Origin of the sequence: Roseovarius sp. SK2, assembly GCF_028807495.1 — a bacterium.
Classification (GTDB): domain Bacteria; phylum Pseudomonadota; class Alphaproteobacteria; order Rhodobacterales; family Rhodobacteraceae; genus Roseovarius; species Roseovarius confluentis.
This window is the reverse complement of sequence record NZ_JARAMK010000004.1, coordinates 309,038-322,267: the sequence shown is the minus strand read 5'-3', so window position 1 is coordinate 322,267 and position 13,230 is coordinate 309,038. Positions and strand designations below refer to the sequence as shown.

Here is a 13,230-nt window from a genome sequence, read left to right as displayed (position 1 = left end):
TTTTGTTCAGGAATTGCCGGTAACAAAGTTTGCCCACTCTTTCATCAGGGGTGTGCGCTTTGGCAGGTAAGTTGAACGTTTGTAGGCATCGACAGCTTCATCGCCCGTTCTGACGTGACCGATGCAAGCTTCGGCAATCTCTTCCTCACATTGAATTTCATCCATGAGCCATGTGCGCAAAGAAGAGCGAAACCCGTGTGGTCGTGCCGGGATGTTGTTGTCCACCAGGAAATTACGCATAGCCATTTTGTTCAGGGGGCCGCCTTTTGCGTTGGGAAACAAGTATCCTTTTCTTGAATGTTTCTTTGCGAGTTCGATCACGTGCAAATGTTCTTCACTCAAGGGTACGTCAAATACGAAGTCACTGTCGGCGCGGCCTTTGACGTGGAGCGGGGGAATAATCCAGACGGAACTCATAAGCTGACCCAACCGCATGTTGTTGATCGAATCCGAGCGCACGCCCGTTAAGATCAGCATCCGCAATGCCAGTTGTGTGGGGTCGTCATCCGAGAGGGTCGCGTAGAACGCAGGTACGTCTTTCCAGTGGAGCGCTTGGTGTGGCGTCGAGCGTTTCTTATTATAGCCGAGGATCACCACAGCATCGTCGATAACTGCTGTGCTGACACGGAAGCGTTTGGCGCTTGCGTAACTGAATATCGTTCTCAGCCGGGAAATGCACTTTTTGGCGGTAACCGGCTTCTCATGCCAGATGGGTTCCAGCGCACGCGCGATGTCTTCTTGGTTAATCTTCACAATCGGCATCTTGCCGAGCTTCGGCAGGACGTGGAGCCGAAGAGGGCTGAACCATTTGCCATCGGACCCACCATGCTTGAGGCTTTTCTTGTGTTTCTCGTATGCTTCCAATGCAAGGTGCTCGAGGCGGCCATCAGTAGAATTCGATTGTTGGCGATTTATTTGGCGCTGCTTGATCGGGTCTACCTCCCGTAGCACCTGCTGACGTGCCAGTTGTGCTTGCCTTCTTGCTTCGGCGAGACTGACGCTTCTATATGACCCAAGACCCATCTCGCGTTGGCGCCCCCAGAGCTGGAAGCGAAAGATCCATTGGGCACCACCGTCAGGGCGTTTGTAGAGCCACAGGCCCAAGCCATCGCAATGCTTGCCTGTGGGGAGAGACTTGAGTTGTGCGACTGTGAATGCGTTAGATTTTGCCATGATAATATCCTCCGTTTTATATACGTTCTGGCGTGGCACTTCCCGGGTCATTCCGGGACGTGCTGAAATCTTAAATTATTACGATTAAAGGAAGATTTATTCCCATGAGACGCAGTGAGAACGTATGACACAAAAAGGATACCCCTCCGGCGGGAGTATTTCGGAACAGTGAAACAGTGATCGGCTTCACTGTTCGGTCAATACTCCGGGGTGCTCGAGGGGCTGGCCCCTCGACGAATAATAGAGTGCGGCGCAGCCGCACCTTTGGATCAGGCTTTCTCTTCCAGTTCGCGCAGGTAGTCGGCGCCGCGCTCGGCCATAGGGCCGGTGCCATCTTTCCAGCGCCGGTGAATCCAGAACCATTGTTCCATGTTGTCGCGCACGGCCGCTTCCAGCCGGGTATTGAATTCGCGCGTCATGGTAACCGGGTCGGAATGGGCGATGGGCGTCTCAGTGTGGATGGTGAAGTGGAGGCCGTCAGGATCGCGCAGTCCCCAGACCGGGACCAGCAGGGCGTCGAATTTCAGCGCCATTTCGGCGGTGGCGAGGGACGTCAGTGCGGGCTTGCCGAAGAAGTCGAGCGGCACGCCGTCATGGGCGTTGAGGTCGTTCAGGATAGCCAGCACGCCGCCCGAGCGCAGGTGCTTGACCATTTGCATCATGCCTTTGCGCCCCTGTTCGAACATCGGTTCACTGAGGGCGGCCATGGCGCGGACGTAATGCGTATTGAAGGGCCGGTTGGCCATGGGCCGGTAGAACACGCCCATGTTGAAACCCTGTTCCATCATCGCCATGCGCGCGGCATTGAAGCTGCCGAAATGGCCGGTGACGAAGATGACCGGGCGGCCGGCGTCGCGGGCGGCACGGATATCGGGCAGACCGGGGCCGACGACGGGCGACTTGCGGGCGTGGTCGGGGAACTCGGGCGAGTAGAGCTCCATCATGTTGCGCCCGGCGTTGTCGGGCACGCGGCGGGCCAGTGTCTCGATTTCGGATCGCGACAGGTCGGGGCGAACGAGGGCGAGGTTTTCGCGCACGCGATTGCGATAGCCCGCGAGCGGCGCCAGGATGCGCGTGGTCAGCCACGCCGCGAAGGGCACGCGCCAGCGGTAGGGCAGAAGGCCGGCCATGCGGATGGGGGCCACGAGGACCGCGCCGGTCAGGCGTTCGCCGAGGGGGATTTTTTCGGGCTCGCTGCTCATGGGCAGGGGATACGCCGGGGGCGGGGCTGCCTCAAGTGTTTTCGGGCACGAGGACCAGGCCGGTGCCGATCATGGAGTCGCGGGTGACCAGTCTGGCCAGCGCGGCGGCGTCCATGCCATCAGTGCCTTCGGGCCGGGCGGGCAGCACGATGTAGCGCATGTCGGCGGTGCTGTCGTGGACGCGGATCTGCGTCGTCTGGGGCAGCTCCACGCCGAATTCGCGCAGCACCGCGCGGGGTTCGCGGACCGCGCGGGAGCGGTAGGCGCGGGTCTTGTACCAGTCGGGCGGCAGGCCCAGCAGGTTGCGCGGGTAGCACGAACAGAGCGTGCAGACGATCATGTTGTGGGTGTCGGCAGTGTTCTCGACCGCCACGAGGTGCAGCGGCCCAATGTCGAAGCCCATTTCGCGCGTGGCATCGCCGGCATTGTCCATGAGCCGCGCCTTGAACTCCGGATCGGTCCAGGCGCGGGCCACCACGGCGGCACCGTTGGCCGGGGAGCGGGCATCCATGGCGTCGATCTGGGTGGCGATCTCTGCCGGTGTGAGGTGGCCCTTTTCGATCAGGAGTTCGCGTACGGCGATTTCCATGCGCTGGAAATAGGTGAGGGGGGCGTCGTTGTCCTGCCGGTAGGGGTGGCCGGAAGGCGAGAGATGATCATGGTCGTGGTGGTCGTGCGGCATGTCAGGCCTCTTCCAGCCAGTGGTCGTAGATTTCGGCATCCAAGGTATCGGTGGGGTTTTCCGCGGCGTCGCCCCAGAGTTCGGCCATGGAAAAGCGGACGCGGTAGAGGGTTTTTTCGGCTGCGGGCAGGCCGTAGGCGAGTTGCTCTGGGTTCTTGAAGCGCCCGAGGATGCGCTCGATCTCTCCGGTCTTGCCGCGCAGGTAAAAGGGCGCGCGGATGTGGCCCGGCGGGGTCATCGTCTTCACGCGGACCTTGGTGCCTGCGGACGTCATTCCTGCGCCTCGCCATAGGTTGGGCCGCGTTTGGCGATTTCTTCCATGCGCTGGCCCAGTTCCTCGAGGCTGTAGACGCCCGCCTCGACCAGGTTCTGGTTCGTGGCGGCGATCCAGCGGTCGTAATAGGAGTATTTCTCGAACGCGTCCTCGCCCATGTCCTCGAGCGCGCGCCTGAGGCCGTCGACGGTGAAGAGACCCTTGGCGGCGCAGAGCACCATGAGGGCGTCGACGCGTTTTTCCCAAAGGGCGAAGTCGTGGCTTTCCATCGGGATGGGGCCGGCGGAGTGTCCGCCCATGTCGTGCCAGCGGCGTTCAGGAGTATCGGTCATGGTCGCAGGTTAGGACGGCGGGGCGGGGCCTGTCCATGGGTTTGCGCGAGCGCGTGGGTTTTCACCCACCCTACGCGATGTAGCCTTCGCCATTGCACAGCCCGCAGCGGGTGGTCTTGCGTCCGAAGCAGCCGTCGCAGCGGTCATGAATGGGTTTCCCGACGTGGTCGAGCCGCCGATGCGTGGTGCCGTGGCCAAAGCAGACCTGACAGGGCGCCTGTCCCGATCCGGTGCAGCGGTGGCAGCGGCGCATCTGCGGGTGCTCGTGTGAGGGTCTGTTGAATCCGACTTTCATGACAAGGTCCTTTTCCCTGCCATACCCCGTGAATCGGGCATTTTAAGGGCCGGATCGCGACCAGCGCGGTGTCAGCCCTTCGCGTCCTCGTCGCGCGGTTTGCCGGTGTAGAGCAACAAGCCCACGCCGATGGCCATGACGATGGCGACGAAGAGTGCCGGGGATCCGATGCAGCCTTCCTGCGCTGCGGCGATGCGCTGGCCGCCGGTGGGGTCGTAGATCGTGAAGGCCGAGACGAGGAGGCTCCAGCCGACAAAGACCGCCAGCGCGCCCCATGCGCTGCGAAAGCGCAGAACGAGGGCGGAGGCAAGGAGCAGGGCCAGCGCGGCGGGTGAGCCGAAGAGCAGGATCGCCTCTTCCCATGCCGGGACGGGCGCGCCGTCCCAGTCGGGGCGGACCTTGGCGCAGACCTCCTGCGCGCGGGCGGTGGCGGGCAGGATCAGGGGCGCGGAGAGGATCAATCCTCTTCGAAGGGGTCCCATTCGTCGTCCACTTCGGGTAGCGCGTCGGCCTGCGCCTCGGCGGCGATGTCCTCGGGCGTGCGGATATCGTCGATGCGGGCCTCGGGGAAGGCGGCGAAGACGGCTTGCACCAGGGGGTGTTCGCGGGCCTCGGCCTCGAGCGCGTTGCGGGCGGCGTCGCGGACCTCGGCGATGGTCTCGCCCCCGCCTTCGTTCACGACCGTGACGCCCCAGCGGTTGCCGGTCCAGGTCTGCAGGCGGGTGCCGAGACGGGCCGCGAGATCGCGGGGGGCGTTTTCCGTGGGGACGAATTCGATGCGGCCCGGTTGGTAGGCGGCGAGGCGCAGCGAGGTCTCGACCTCGACCAGCAGCTTGACGTCGCGATGGGCGCGGATGAGTTCGACCACGTGGTCGAAGGTGGGGTAGTGCGCGAGGGAGGCCTCGGCCTGCGTCGCCAGCGCAGTGACGCCGCCACCGTTGCCGCCACCGGTGGTTTGCGTCGGGGCATATCCGCCGGACTGGGACGCGGGTGCGCCATGGGTTTCGCCGCCGTTGCCGCCGCTTGGCGGTGTGGGCGCGGGGCCGTTGGGCGGCCCGGAGGGAGGATTGTCGCGCAGCCGGCGCACGAGGTCCTCGGGCGATGGCAGATCCGCGACGTGGGTCAGGCGGATGATCGCCATCTCAGCCGCCATCATGGAGTTGGGCGCGGCGGCGACCTCCTCCAGCGCCTTCAGAAGCATCTGCCACATGCGGGTGAGCACGCGCATCGGCAGGGCCTCGGCCATCTGGCCGCCGCGGGTGCGCTCATCGGGGCCGATGGTGGGGTCCTCTGCGGCCTCGGGCGTGATCTTGACCACGCTGACCCAGTGGGTGACTTCGGCCAGGTCGCGCAACACCGCCATCGGGTCGGCGCCTTCGGCATATTGCGACGAAAGCTCGGTCAGGGCGCCGGCCGCGTCGCCCTTCATCACTAGATCGAAGAGGTCCATGACGCGGCCCCGGTCGGCGAGGCCCAGCATGGCGCGGACCTGTTCGGCGGTGGTCTCGCCCGCGCCGTGGGAGATGGCCTGATCGAGCAGCGAGGTGGCGTCCCGCGCCGAGCCTTCGGCGGCGCGGGTGATGAGCGCGAGCGCGTCCTCGGCGATCTGGGCGTTCTCGTTGCCGGCGATGCGGCGCAGGAGGTCGAGCATCACTTCGGGTTCGATCCGGCGCAGGTCAAAGCGCTGGCAGCGCGACAGGACCGTCACCGGGACCTTGCGGATCTCGGTGGTGGCGAAGATGAACTTCACGTGCGCGGGGGGTTCCTCGAGCGTCTTCAGAAGCGCGTTGAACGCGCCCGTGGAGAGCATGTGAACCTCGTCGATGATGTAGACCTTGTAGCGGGCCGAGGCCGCGCGGTAGTGCACGCTTTCGATGATTTCGCGGATGTTGCCGACGCCGGTATTCGAGGCCGCGTCCATTTCCAGCACGTCGACATGCCGGCCTTCCATGATGGCCTTGCAATGCTCGCACTCGCCGCACGGGTCGGTGGTGGGGCCGCCCTCGCCATCCGGGCCGATGCAGTTCATGCCCTTTGCGATGATCCGGGCGGTGGTCGTCTTCCCCGTGCCGCGGATGCCGGTCATGATGAAGGCCTGCGCGATGCGGTCGGCCTCGAACGCGTTCTTGAGCGTGCGCACCATCGCGTCCTGCCCGACGAGATCGGCAAAGGTCTCGGGGCGGTATTTCCGGGCCAGCACCTGATAGCCGCTGTCTTGGGTGTCGCTCATGCCACGCCTTTTGGGATTCGAATTTGCGGGCAGAGTAGAGGCGACACGCGCCGGGGTCCAGCAGGGGGTGCGGGGATCACAGGCTCCAGAGGATGGCGCCGGTTGCGAGGGTGGCCAGCGTCATCAGGCTTGCCAGCAGGGTGAAGTTTTTCGTGGGCATGGGCGCGGCATCGTAGGATTCCATGCTGCTGATGGTCGTACGGGCCTGGTTACGGGCGGCCCAGAACACGACGATGGCGATGACGAGAAAGGCCGATGCCACGGCCTTGGCGGCCCAGGTGGGCTCGAACGCGCCGAACACGGCCTTGAGGCCAATGGCGACGCCGACCGCACCCAGCCCCGTGCCCATCCAGCTGTTGAAGGTGCGCTCGTTGGCAAGGATCGTGCGGTCCGACGCCCAGTCGGTGCGATTCTCGGCCCACCTGGTTTTCTTGTCCTGCTCGCCGTGGTCGGCGTCGTCCTGTGGCATTCCCGGCTCCCTGCGAAATTTTCGTTCATATTCAGTATATCCGAAAGAACGAAAACCGGGCTATGTTGGTTGCGGTTCATCGTCCTTGGGGGGACATCATGCGGTTGAAAGGGTTTCGGCGCAGCCGGAATATCGAGGATCGGCGCCGGTCCGGCGGGGGTGGGTTGCAGCTTGGCGGACTCGGTCTGCTGATCGTGCTGGCAATCGGGTATTTCGCCGGGATCGACGTGACGCCGCTGTTGGAAGGCGCGGGCGGACAGCAGAGCGCCCCGCGCGAGATCAGCGCCGAGGACGAGGCGGCGGCGGAGTTCACGTCGCGCGTGCTGGCCACCACCGAAGAGGTCTGGGACCAGGTGTTCGAGCAGCAGCTGGGCGAGAGCTATGTGCCGCCGGTGCTCGTGTTGTACGCGGGTGTGACACAAAGCCCCTGTGGCGGGGCGTCGGGGGCGACGGGGCCGTTTTACTGCCCGGCGGATCGCAAGGCGTATCTGGATACCGAGTTCTTCGGCACGCTGTCGCGCGAGCTGGGGGCGAAGGGGGATTTTGCGGCGGCCTACGTGATCGCCCACGAGGTGGCGCATCACGTGCAGAACCAGTTGGGCATCCTGCCGGAGGTGAACCGCGCCCGGCAGCAGGCCAGCCAGGTGGAGGCCAACCGGCTGACGGTGCGCCTGGAATTGCAGGCCGATTGCCTGTCGGGAGTCTGGGCGCGGTCGGTCGAAGGGCTGCTGGAGCCGGGCGACATCGAGGAGGCACTGAACGCGGCGCGGCGGATCGGGGATGATCATCTGCAGAAACGCGCGGGTCGGGTACCGCAGCCGCATACCTTCACCCATGGCACGTCCGAGCAGCGGTCGCGCTGGTTCGCCACAGGCTACGAGAGCGGCGACGTGCGGTCCTGCGACACGTTCGCAGCGGATCGTCTCTGAGGGCCGGGCGGCATGTCGCAGTTCGTCATATACGCGTTGCCGTTGGCCGAGGGCATTCTCGGCATCGCCCCGATGCCGGGCAGAGGCGGGCATTGGGACGACGATTTGCAGCATCTCGCCGATTGGAAGCCCGCGTTGGTTCTTTCGATGACCACCGTGTCGGAGCAGGTCAGCCACGGCCTGACGGATATGGGGCCCGAGATCCAGGACAAGGGTACGAGGTGGATCCACCTGCCTGTCGAGGATATGGGCGTGCCTGCGCCGGAGCGGATCGAGGAGTGGCACATCGCCAGCAAGACTGCGCTGGCCGCACTGCAGGGCGGAGGGCGCGTGTTGATCCACTGTTTCGGAGGCTGCGGGCGCTCCGGTATGGCGGCGCTGCGCCTGATGGTCGAGGCTGGCGAGGACGCGGACGAGGCATTGGAGCGGTTGCGCGCGGTGCGGCCCTGCGCGGTGGAAACCGATGCGCAGTTGAGGTGGGCGCGCGCGGGCTGAGGTGGCGGCAAATTTTTTGTGAAAAAATTTGGGGCGGAAAATTTGGAATTTTCCGGGACAGAATTTTTGAAAAATTCTGTTGGCATCGAATGATGTGGGTTTCTTGGATTGTTCAGTGGAAGCCTTTCGGGGATGCGGTGCATCCCCTTTCGGCCGACGTAAATCGGACTGCATCCGATTTACTTGGGTGAGAGGCTGGACAACGACCCAAGCGGGGCTCGTTACGGCTGCTTCCTTCCGGACCTGACCGGGTTGGCGAGGCGCCTGCCCGCGCCAACCTCTCGACCGGATACCTAAGCTTTCTGGGGGGGATTCGCAAGGTCTGCCAGTCTGACAAGGGGAATGGCGAGGCGCAGGAAGCCTGTCGCGTCCACACCAAGATCGCGCGCGCCCAGGGTCGCGAGGTCTTCTGGGTGATTGCGCGCGCCGGGGCCGGTTTCCAGCAGAACGGTCGCATCTCGCGGGCCGTCGAGATGCCAGCCGCCGGCGACGGGCAAGGTGCTGTCGGTGCCGGTGTCGCGCAGGAACGCGGTGAGGTGGTCACGGACGGTGCGTGCACTTTGATGCACCACGGCCTGGGCTGTGGCACGTGGATAGGGGCCCCCACCATGGGCGCGGAAATTATTGGTGGCCACGCAAAAGAGAGCATCGTGCGACAGGGGCGTGCCGTTGCGCGAAAGGTCGCGGATGCGCCGTGCGTCGGAGTCGATCAGTTGCCCTTGCGGGTCATAGCGTGGCGGTTGGGACAGGTCGATGCGATAGCTGAGGCCCGAGATCGTGTCGAACGCATGACTTGCGAAGGCGGGGTTCCAGAGTGGTTGCGGCGTGGTGCCATGGCCTGGCAGGATCTGATGAAAGCAGGACGCGGCGCGCTCCAGCCAGTCGGCGATCTGCGCCCCGGTCAGCCGCAGCCCGATCAGGGTGTTGGGAAACGGGTAGAGCTCGGCCATGTGCCCCAGGGTCAGCGGACCGGCGGGGATGTCGATGAAATCGCCGGGCCCGCCATGGCCGCCGGATTTGTAACAGGGTGTCGCGGCCAGGACCGGCAGGTCCGTGTCCTCGGTGTCGCCGAGCGCGGCGGAAAGCGCGGCTGTCTTGGCGTCGAGTACCGGGTGGAGCGCGTTGCAGGGTCGGACCCGTGCGAAATAGCTGTGGATGGGATGCGCCGTGTGGCCGACGGTTTGGGAGGTGACCTGCAGTGTCGCCAGGTGGGCCGGGCGCGTGACGGCGGAAAGATCCGGGTCGGCGGCGGCAGGGGCGGTGCCGTCTGCTGGAGCCACGGGTTGTGCGCGACAGTGGAAATCCTGCACGGACCATGCCGCGGTCGCCGCATCCTGCGCAAGGCAGAGATCCAGCACGCCCAGGTGTGAACCGCGAAAGCCAGCCATGACGGCCGGAACCCCGGCGAGGGTGCCGGCGTGGTGATCGACGCCCGGCGCGGGAGGACCGGGCGCCGTGGTTTCGGGAAAGACCTGATGACTGTGCCCGGTCAGAAGCGCGTCGATCCCCGGCACCGTGGCCAATGCGAGGGCCGCGTGCTCAAGGGCCGGGTCGGCGCTGTCGGGCGCGGACGCGGCGGGGCCGATCCCTGTATGGGCCAGAACGATGACGATGTCGGCGCCGGCCTCGCGCAGGTGGGGTACTTCGGTCACCGCGGTCTCGACGATGCCGCGTGTGGTGACGCGGCCCGCAAGGTGCTGATGGTCCCATGTGGTGATCTGCGGCGGCAGCAGGCCAAGCACGCCGATGTGCAGCGTGTGCTCCTTGCCGCGGTTGTCGCGCAGGACCGTCGGCAGGATGACGGAGGGCGGATGCAAGGGCGTTGCAGCGGGTCCGGCGTGCAGGACGTTGGCGCAGAGCACGGGGAAGGTGGCCTCGGACAGGGCGCGGTCCAGCCAGTCGAGGCCGAAATTGAACTCGTGATTGCCAAGTCCGACAGCGTCGTAGCCCAGAGTGTTCATCGCGGCGATTACGGGGTGCGGGCCGGACCAGCCGCTGTCCGGGCCGGTGCCGATATCGCTGAGCGCGGAGCCTTGCAGGAAGTCGCCATTGTCGAACAGCAGGCTGTTGGCGGCCTCGGCGCGGGCGCGGGCGATCAGCGTGGCAGTGCGGGCCAGCCCGTGGCCCTGCACTTCGGCATCGCGGTGATAGTCGTAGGGCGCAAGATGGGCGTGGACATCAGTGGTTTCCAGCACCCGCAGCCAGATATGATTGTCCGGGATGGGACGATCCGCGGATGCGGGCGCGTGCGGCCAAGTGTGGTCAGGCGCGGTGTTATTCATGTTTAAAGTCGAATTTCACTAATCAAGGAGTTTACCCGGACGGATCCAAGACTGGCACAGGGGGTGGGTGGCGGCAATCTCCTTTCGGTTGAGGTCACTTATTTAGGATCGCGCTTAGATTGGGGCGTGGGCGTGCGTGGGATTGCGGCTTCGGGGCGCGGCTTGCCGTTGGCGGGGGGCTGTGGCAGGTCTGCGGCAAAAGGAGATGCAGATGCGCCATGCCGAGACTGTGACATTCGGCGGTTCGGGGTTGGACCGTGCTGCCGAGCTGCGGCGGCGACCGGAAGAGATCGCGCAGACGCCGCGCGAGGTGGTGCTGCTGTGGCAGGGCAAGCCGTTGGTCGAGGCGCCGGGACTGGACCGTCTGGCGCGGTTGCCCGCCGACCATCCGGTGCTGGCGCAGACGGCCCCCGAGGCCGTGCTGCTGGGCCTGCAGGACGATGGGCGCCTGATCGAGGCGCGGGAACTGGTGGGCTGGATGCCCGAGGACGTGGACCCGGCCCAGATGAACAGCTTTGTCGATACGTCCGAGCAGCGGCATCCGCTGCTGGATGACACGCAGGTCTTTGCGGAGTTGCGCCGCGTCATGACCCGGCTGAGCCCACGCGATGCCGAACTGGCCGCCACAGCGAAGGCGGTGCTGCACTGGCATGTCAGCCACCGTTTCTGCGCGCGGTGCGGGGCGCAGAGCGAGATGACCCAGGCCGGATGGCAACGCGCCTGCCCGTCCTGCGGCGCACAGCATTTCCCAAGGACCGATCCAGTCGTGATCATGCTGATCACCCATGGCAACAGCGTGCTGATGGGCCGCTCGCCACATTGGCCGGAGGGCATGTTCTCGCTTCTGGCGGGGTTCGTGGAGCCGGGCGAGACGATCGAGGCGGCGGTGCGCCGGGAGGTCTGGGAAGAAGCCGGCGTGAAGGTGGGCGCGGTCGACTACCTGGCCAGCCAGCCCTGGGCCTTTCCGGCGTCGCTGATGTTCGGTTGCCGCGGCGTGGCGCTGAGCCGCGAGATCACCATCGACCCGGTCGAGATCGAGCAGGCGATGTGGGTCAGCCGCGAGGAGATGATGCAGGCCTTTTCCGGGGCGCATCCCGTCCTCAGCCCGGCGCGAAAAGGTGCAATTGCGCAATTTTTGCTGCGCAACTGGTTGGCGGATACGCTATAACGCCGGTAACCGATAGGCATTCCAAGACCTCGCCCGGCGCGAAAGACCGGACGGGACAAAAAGAAGAGGCGCAGACATGAAATTCGTGGCCCATGAAGACGTAGAAGCCCCGATCGAGTTCGTGTTCGAGCAGGTGACCGATTTCGCGGCGATCGAGCGGTCGGCGTTGCGGCGGGGTGCGGAGGTGCAGCGCGTCGACGACCTGAATGAGACCCGGCCGGGAATGAAATGGGACGCGGCCTTTAGCCTGCGGGGCAAGCGGCGCGAGATGCAACTGGAGCTGACCGAGCTGGACCGGCCCAATGGCTTGGTCATTGCGTCGCGCTCTCCCAACATGGGCGGCAAGATGGTTCTGGACCTTGTGGCGCTGTCGCGGTCGCGCACGCGGATCAGCGTGGTGATCGACATGGCACCCAAGACGCTGGCGGCAAAACTTTTGGTGCACTCGATGAAGCTGGCAAAGGGCAACCTGAACAAGCGGTTCAGCCTGCGCGTGGCGGGTTATGCCAAGGAACTGGAAGACCGCTACAAAAGCGACGCCTGAGCGTCTCGTGCTGATCGCAAAACGGGCCGCCGGTGAGGGCGACCCGTTTTCCGGTGTCAGGCAGAGCCGAACTTAGCCCAGCTGGTTGTCCTTCTCTTCGTCTTGGAAGGGTGCGCCGAAGCCGTAGCCGAGCTGATTGTCCTTCTCGTCGTTCATGAAGGGCGCGCCGTAGTTGCTGGCGACCTCGAAGGTGGCGGTGTCTGCGCCGTAGCCGCGCTGATCATCTTTTTCCTGGTTCACGAACGGTGCGCCGTACTTGCTGGCGATCAATTGGACATCGGATGCCGTATCGTCGCCGTAGCCGCGTTGGTCGTCCTTGTCCTGATTGACGAAGGGCGCGCCGTATTTGTTGCTGGCTACAAGTTGACCGGCGGATGACGCGTCAGCGCCGTAGCCGCGTTGGTCATCTTTCTCCTGATTGACGAAGGGCGCGCCGAAGTTTGCGGCGAGGCCCAACTGGTTGTCTTTCTCTTCATCCTGGAAAGGTGCGCCGAAGCCGAAGCCCAGTTGGTTGTCCTTTTCTTCGTCGAAATAGGGGGCACCGTTGGACAGGACGCTGTTGTTGAGCGGTGCGCTGTGCTGGCCCAGGACGTTGACGACCTGAAGGGCGGCGGCGGGGGTGGCGAGAGCGGCGAGAACCGCGACTGTACTGATGATACGCATGATATGTTCCTTTCATATGATGTTCGTCAATTCTGTTGACGGTGTGTGTTCGTTTCGGTGTTGGCGGCGCGGGCTGTCCGCGTCGTCTGCCGAACAAGATGGCGGCATTCGGGGTGCCGGCACAGGGGGGCTCCGCGCCTCGTTACTGGCCGAACACGCGGATGCACAGATCCGTGAGGATTGGCGTGATCCTGCTCTCAAGCTTTGTGTTGTCAGGAGCTTGAGATCTCGTATGGTATTGTTTTTAATTAATAAATATTGTTACATAGGTTTTGTGCAAAAGCGCACCAAATGGGTGCAGTTTTGGATGTAACGGTGCGTTTGTAATAATTGACCTTGTGGCAGGCGGCGTGGACGGCCTTCGATGCCGGAATGTGGTCTCATGCATCCCGGCTTTTACCTGAAATATCGGTTGAGGACGCGCCGCGCGAAGCGGTCAAGCCTTGCGCTGTGCTTGGCCGCAAGCTGCGGATTCCGGGTTTTGGCGAAAGG

Annotated in this window: 15 protein-coding genes and 1 other RNA gene; 4 read left to right on the top strand and 12 right to left on the bottom strand. The window is 64.4% G+C overall.

Features of this window, described 5'->3' with window-relative positions:
- Positions 1-6 precede the first annotated feature (6 nt).
- The 9 genes from PVV74_RS10805 to PVV74_RS10765 form a co-directional block, all read right to left on the bottom strand.
- The gene (locus PVV74_RS10805; protein ID WP_274593169.1) at positions 7-1,173 is read right to left on the bottom strand and encodes a tyrosine-type recombinase/integrase; all 1,167 of its coding nucleotides are present in this window, start codon (positions 1,171-1,173) and stop codon (positions 7-9) included.
- Between the two features lie 269 nt (positions 1,174-1,442).
- Positions 1,443-2,375, bottom strand: coding sequence for a lysophospholipid acyltransferase family protein (locus PVV74_RS10800; RefSeq protein ID WP_103763112.1), 933 nt, complete (start codon positions 2,373-2,375; stop codon positions 1,443-1,445).
- A gap of 31 nt (positions 2,376-2,406) precedes the next feature.
- The gene (nthA, locus tag PVV74_RS10795; RefSeq protein ID WP_274593168.1) at positions 2,407-3,057 is read right to left on the bottom strand and encodes a nitrile hydratase subunit alpha; all 651 of its coding nucleotides are present in this window, start codon (positions 3,055-3,057) and stop codon (positions 2,407-2,409) included.
- A 1-nt stretch (position 3,058) separates the two neighbouring features.
- Positions 3,059-3,331 (bottom strand): SH3-like domain-containing protein, encoded by a 273-nt coding sequence (locus PVV74_RS10790; protein WP_103763114.1) that lies wholly within the window; start codon positions 3,329-3,331, stop codon positions 3,059-3,061.
- On the bottom strand, positions 3,328-3,663 hold the full coding sequence (locus PVV74_RS10785; RefSeq protein ID WP_274593167.1) for an SH3-like domain-containing protein: 336 nt from the start codon (positions 3,661-3,663) through the stop codon (positions 3,328-3,330). Before PVV74_RS10785 ends, PVV74_RS10790 begins: the two co-directional genes overlap by 4 nt.
- A 70-nt stretch (positions 3,664-3,733) precedes the next feature.
- On the bottom strand, positions 3,734-3,958 hold the full coding sequence (locus PVV74_RS10780; protein ID WP_274593166.1) for a hypothetical protein: 225 nt from the start codon (positions 3,956-3,958) through the stop codon (positions 3,734-3,736).
- A 71-nt stretch (positions 3,959-4,029) separates the two neighbouring features.
- Positions 4,030-4,440, bottom strand: coding sequence for a hypothetical protein (locus PVV74_RS10775; protein ID WP_146050015.1), 411 nt, complete (start codon positions 4,438-4,440; stop codon positions 4,030-4,032).
- On the bottom strand, positions 4,416-6,188 hold the full coding sequence (locus tag PVV74_RS10770; RefSeq protein ID WP_371931655.1) for a DNA polymerase III subunit gamma/tau: 1,773 nt from the start codon (positions 6,186-6,188) through the stop codon (positions 4,416-4,418). The genes PVV74_RS10775 and PVV74_RS10770 overlap by 25 nt, the downstream gene beginning before the upstream one ends.
- Positions 6,189-6,264: 76 nt before the next feature.
- Positions 6,265-6,657: a YidH family protein gene (locus PVV74_RS10765; RefSeq protein WP_274593165.1), complete on the bottom strand. Its 393-nt coding sequence runs from the start codon at positions 6,655-6,657 to the stop codon at positions 6,265-6,267.
- 98 nt (positions 6,658-6,755) lie between these two features.
- Between PVV74_RS10765 and ypfJ the strand changes: the two genes are divergently transcribed.
- A complete protein-coding gene (gene ypfJ / locus PVV74_RS10760) occupies positions 6,756-7,586 on the top strand; it encodes a KPN_02809 family neutral zinc metallopeptidase (protein ID WP_274593164.1) in 831 nt (276 codons plus the stop codon).
- A 12-nt stretch (positions 7,587-7,598) separates the two neighbouring features.
- On the top strand, positions 7,599-8,081 hold the full coding sequence (locus PVV74_RS10755; RefSeq protein WP_274593163.1) for a protein-tyrosine phosphatase family protein: 483 nt from the start codon (positions 7,599-7,601) through the stop codon (positions 8,079-8,081).
- Between the two features lie 186 nt (positions 8,082-8,267).
- On the opposite strand, the gene ffs is transcribed toward PVV74_RS10755, so the two are convergent.
- Both ffs and PVV74_RS10745 read right to left on the bottom strand, forming a co-directional pair.
- Positions 8,268-8,364, bottom strand: an RNA gene (ffs, locus tag PVV74_RS10750) — signal recognition particle sRNA small type.
- 10 nt (positions 8,365-8,374) lie between these two features.
- Positions 8,375-10,363 (bottom strand): bifunctional 2',3'-cyclic-nucleotide 2'-phosphodiesterase/3'-nucleotidase, encoded by a 1,989-nt coding sequence (locus PVV74_RS10745; RefSeq protein WP_274593162.1) that lies wholly within the window; start codon positions 10,361-10,363, stop codon positions 8,375-8,377.
- A gap of 211 nt (positions 10,364-10,574) precedes the next feature.
- Between PVV74_RS10745 and nudC the strand changes: the two genes are divergently transcribed.
- Both nudC and PVV74_RS10735 read left to right on the top strand, forming a co-directional pair.
- Positions 10,575-11,531 (top strand): NAD(+) diphosphatase, encoded by a 957-nt coding sequence (nudC, locus tag PVV74_RS10740; protein WP_274593161.1) that lies wholly within the window; start codon positions 10,575-10,577, stop codon positions 11,529-11,531.
- 76 nt (positions 11,532-11,607) lie between these two features.
- Entirely contained in the window at positions 11,608-12,075 is a 468-nt protein-coding gene (locus PVV74_RS10735) for an SRPBCC family protein (protein WP_274593160.1), read from the top strand.
- A 72-nt stretch (positions 12,076-12,147) separates the two neighbouring features.
- Here the strand turns inward: PVV74_RS10735 and PVV74_RS10730 are convergent, their stop codons facing one another.
- Entirely contained in the window at positions 12,148-12,738 is a 591-nt protein-coding gene (locus PVV74_RS10730; protein ID WP_103763138.1) for a hypothetical protein, read from the bottom strand.
- Positions 12,739-13,230 lie beyond the last annotated feature (492 nt).

Excerpts from the sequence above, each read along its gene's own strand:
- PVV74_RS10805 (WP_274593169.1), bottom strand. The coding sequence starts at position 1,173 with ATGGCAAAATCTAACGCATTCACAGTCGCACAACTCAAGTCTCTCCCC.
- PVV74_RS10800 (WP_103763112.1), bottom strand. The coding sequence starts at position 2,375 with ATGAGCAGCGAGCCCGAAAAAATCCCCCTCGGCGAACGCCTGACCGGC.
- nthA (WP_274593168.1), bottom strand. The coding sequence starts at position 3,057 with ATGCCGCACGACCACCACGACCATGATCATCTCTCGCCTTCCGGCCAC.
- PVV74_RS10790 (WP_103763114.1), bottom strand. The coding sequence starts at position 3,331 with ATGACGTCCGCAGGCACCAAGGTCCGCGTGAAGACGATGACCCCGCCG.
- PVV74_RS10785 (WP_274593167.1), bottom strand. The coding sequence starts at position 3,663 with ATGACCGATACTCCTGAACGCCGCTGGCACGACATGGGCGGACACTCC.
- PVV74_RS10780 (WP_274593166.1), bottom strand. The coding sequence starts at position 3,958 with ATGAAAGTCGGATTCAACAGACCCTCACACGAGCACCCGCAGATGCGC.
- PVV74_RS10775 (WP_146050015.1), bottom strand. The coding sequence starts at position 4,440 with ATGGGACCCCTTCGAAGAGGATTGATCCTCTCCGCGCCCCTGATCCTG.
- PVV74_RS10770 (WP_371931655.1), bottom strand. The coding sequence starts at position 6,188 with ATGAGCGACACCCAAGACAGCGGCTATCAGGTGCTGGCCCGGAAATAC.
- PVV74_RS10765 (WP_274593165.1), bottom strand. The coding sequence starts at position 6,657 with ATGCCACAGGACGACGCCGACCACGGCGAGCAGGACAAGAAAACCAGG.
- ypfJ (WP_274593164.1), top strand. The coding sequence starts at position 6,756 with ATGCGGTTGAAAGGGTTTCGGCGCAGCCGGAATATCGAGGATCGGCGC.
- PVV74_RS10755 (WP_274593163.1), top strand. The coding sequence starts at position 7,599 with ATGTCGCAGTTCGTCATATACGCGTTGCCGTTGGCCGAGGGCATTCTC.
- PVV74_RS10745 (WP_274593162.1), bottom strand. The coding sequence starts at position 10,363 with ATGAATAACACCGCGCCTGACCACACTTGGCCGCACGCGCCCGCATCC.
- nudC (WP_274593161.1), top strand. The coding sequence starts at position 10,575 with ATGCGCCATGCCGAGACTGTGACATTCGGCGGTTCGGGGTTGGACCGT.
- PVV74_RS10735 (WP_274593160.1), top strand. The coding sequence starts at position 11,608 with ATGAAATTCGTGGCCCATGAAGACGTAGAAGCCCCGATCGAGTTCGTG.
- PVV74_RS10730 (WP_103763138.1), bottom strand. The coding sequence starts at position 12,738 with ATGCGTATCATCAGTACAGTCGCGGTTCTCGCCGCTCTCGCCACCCCC.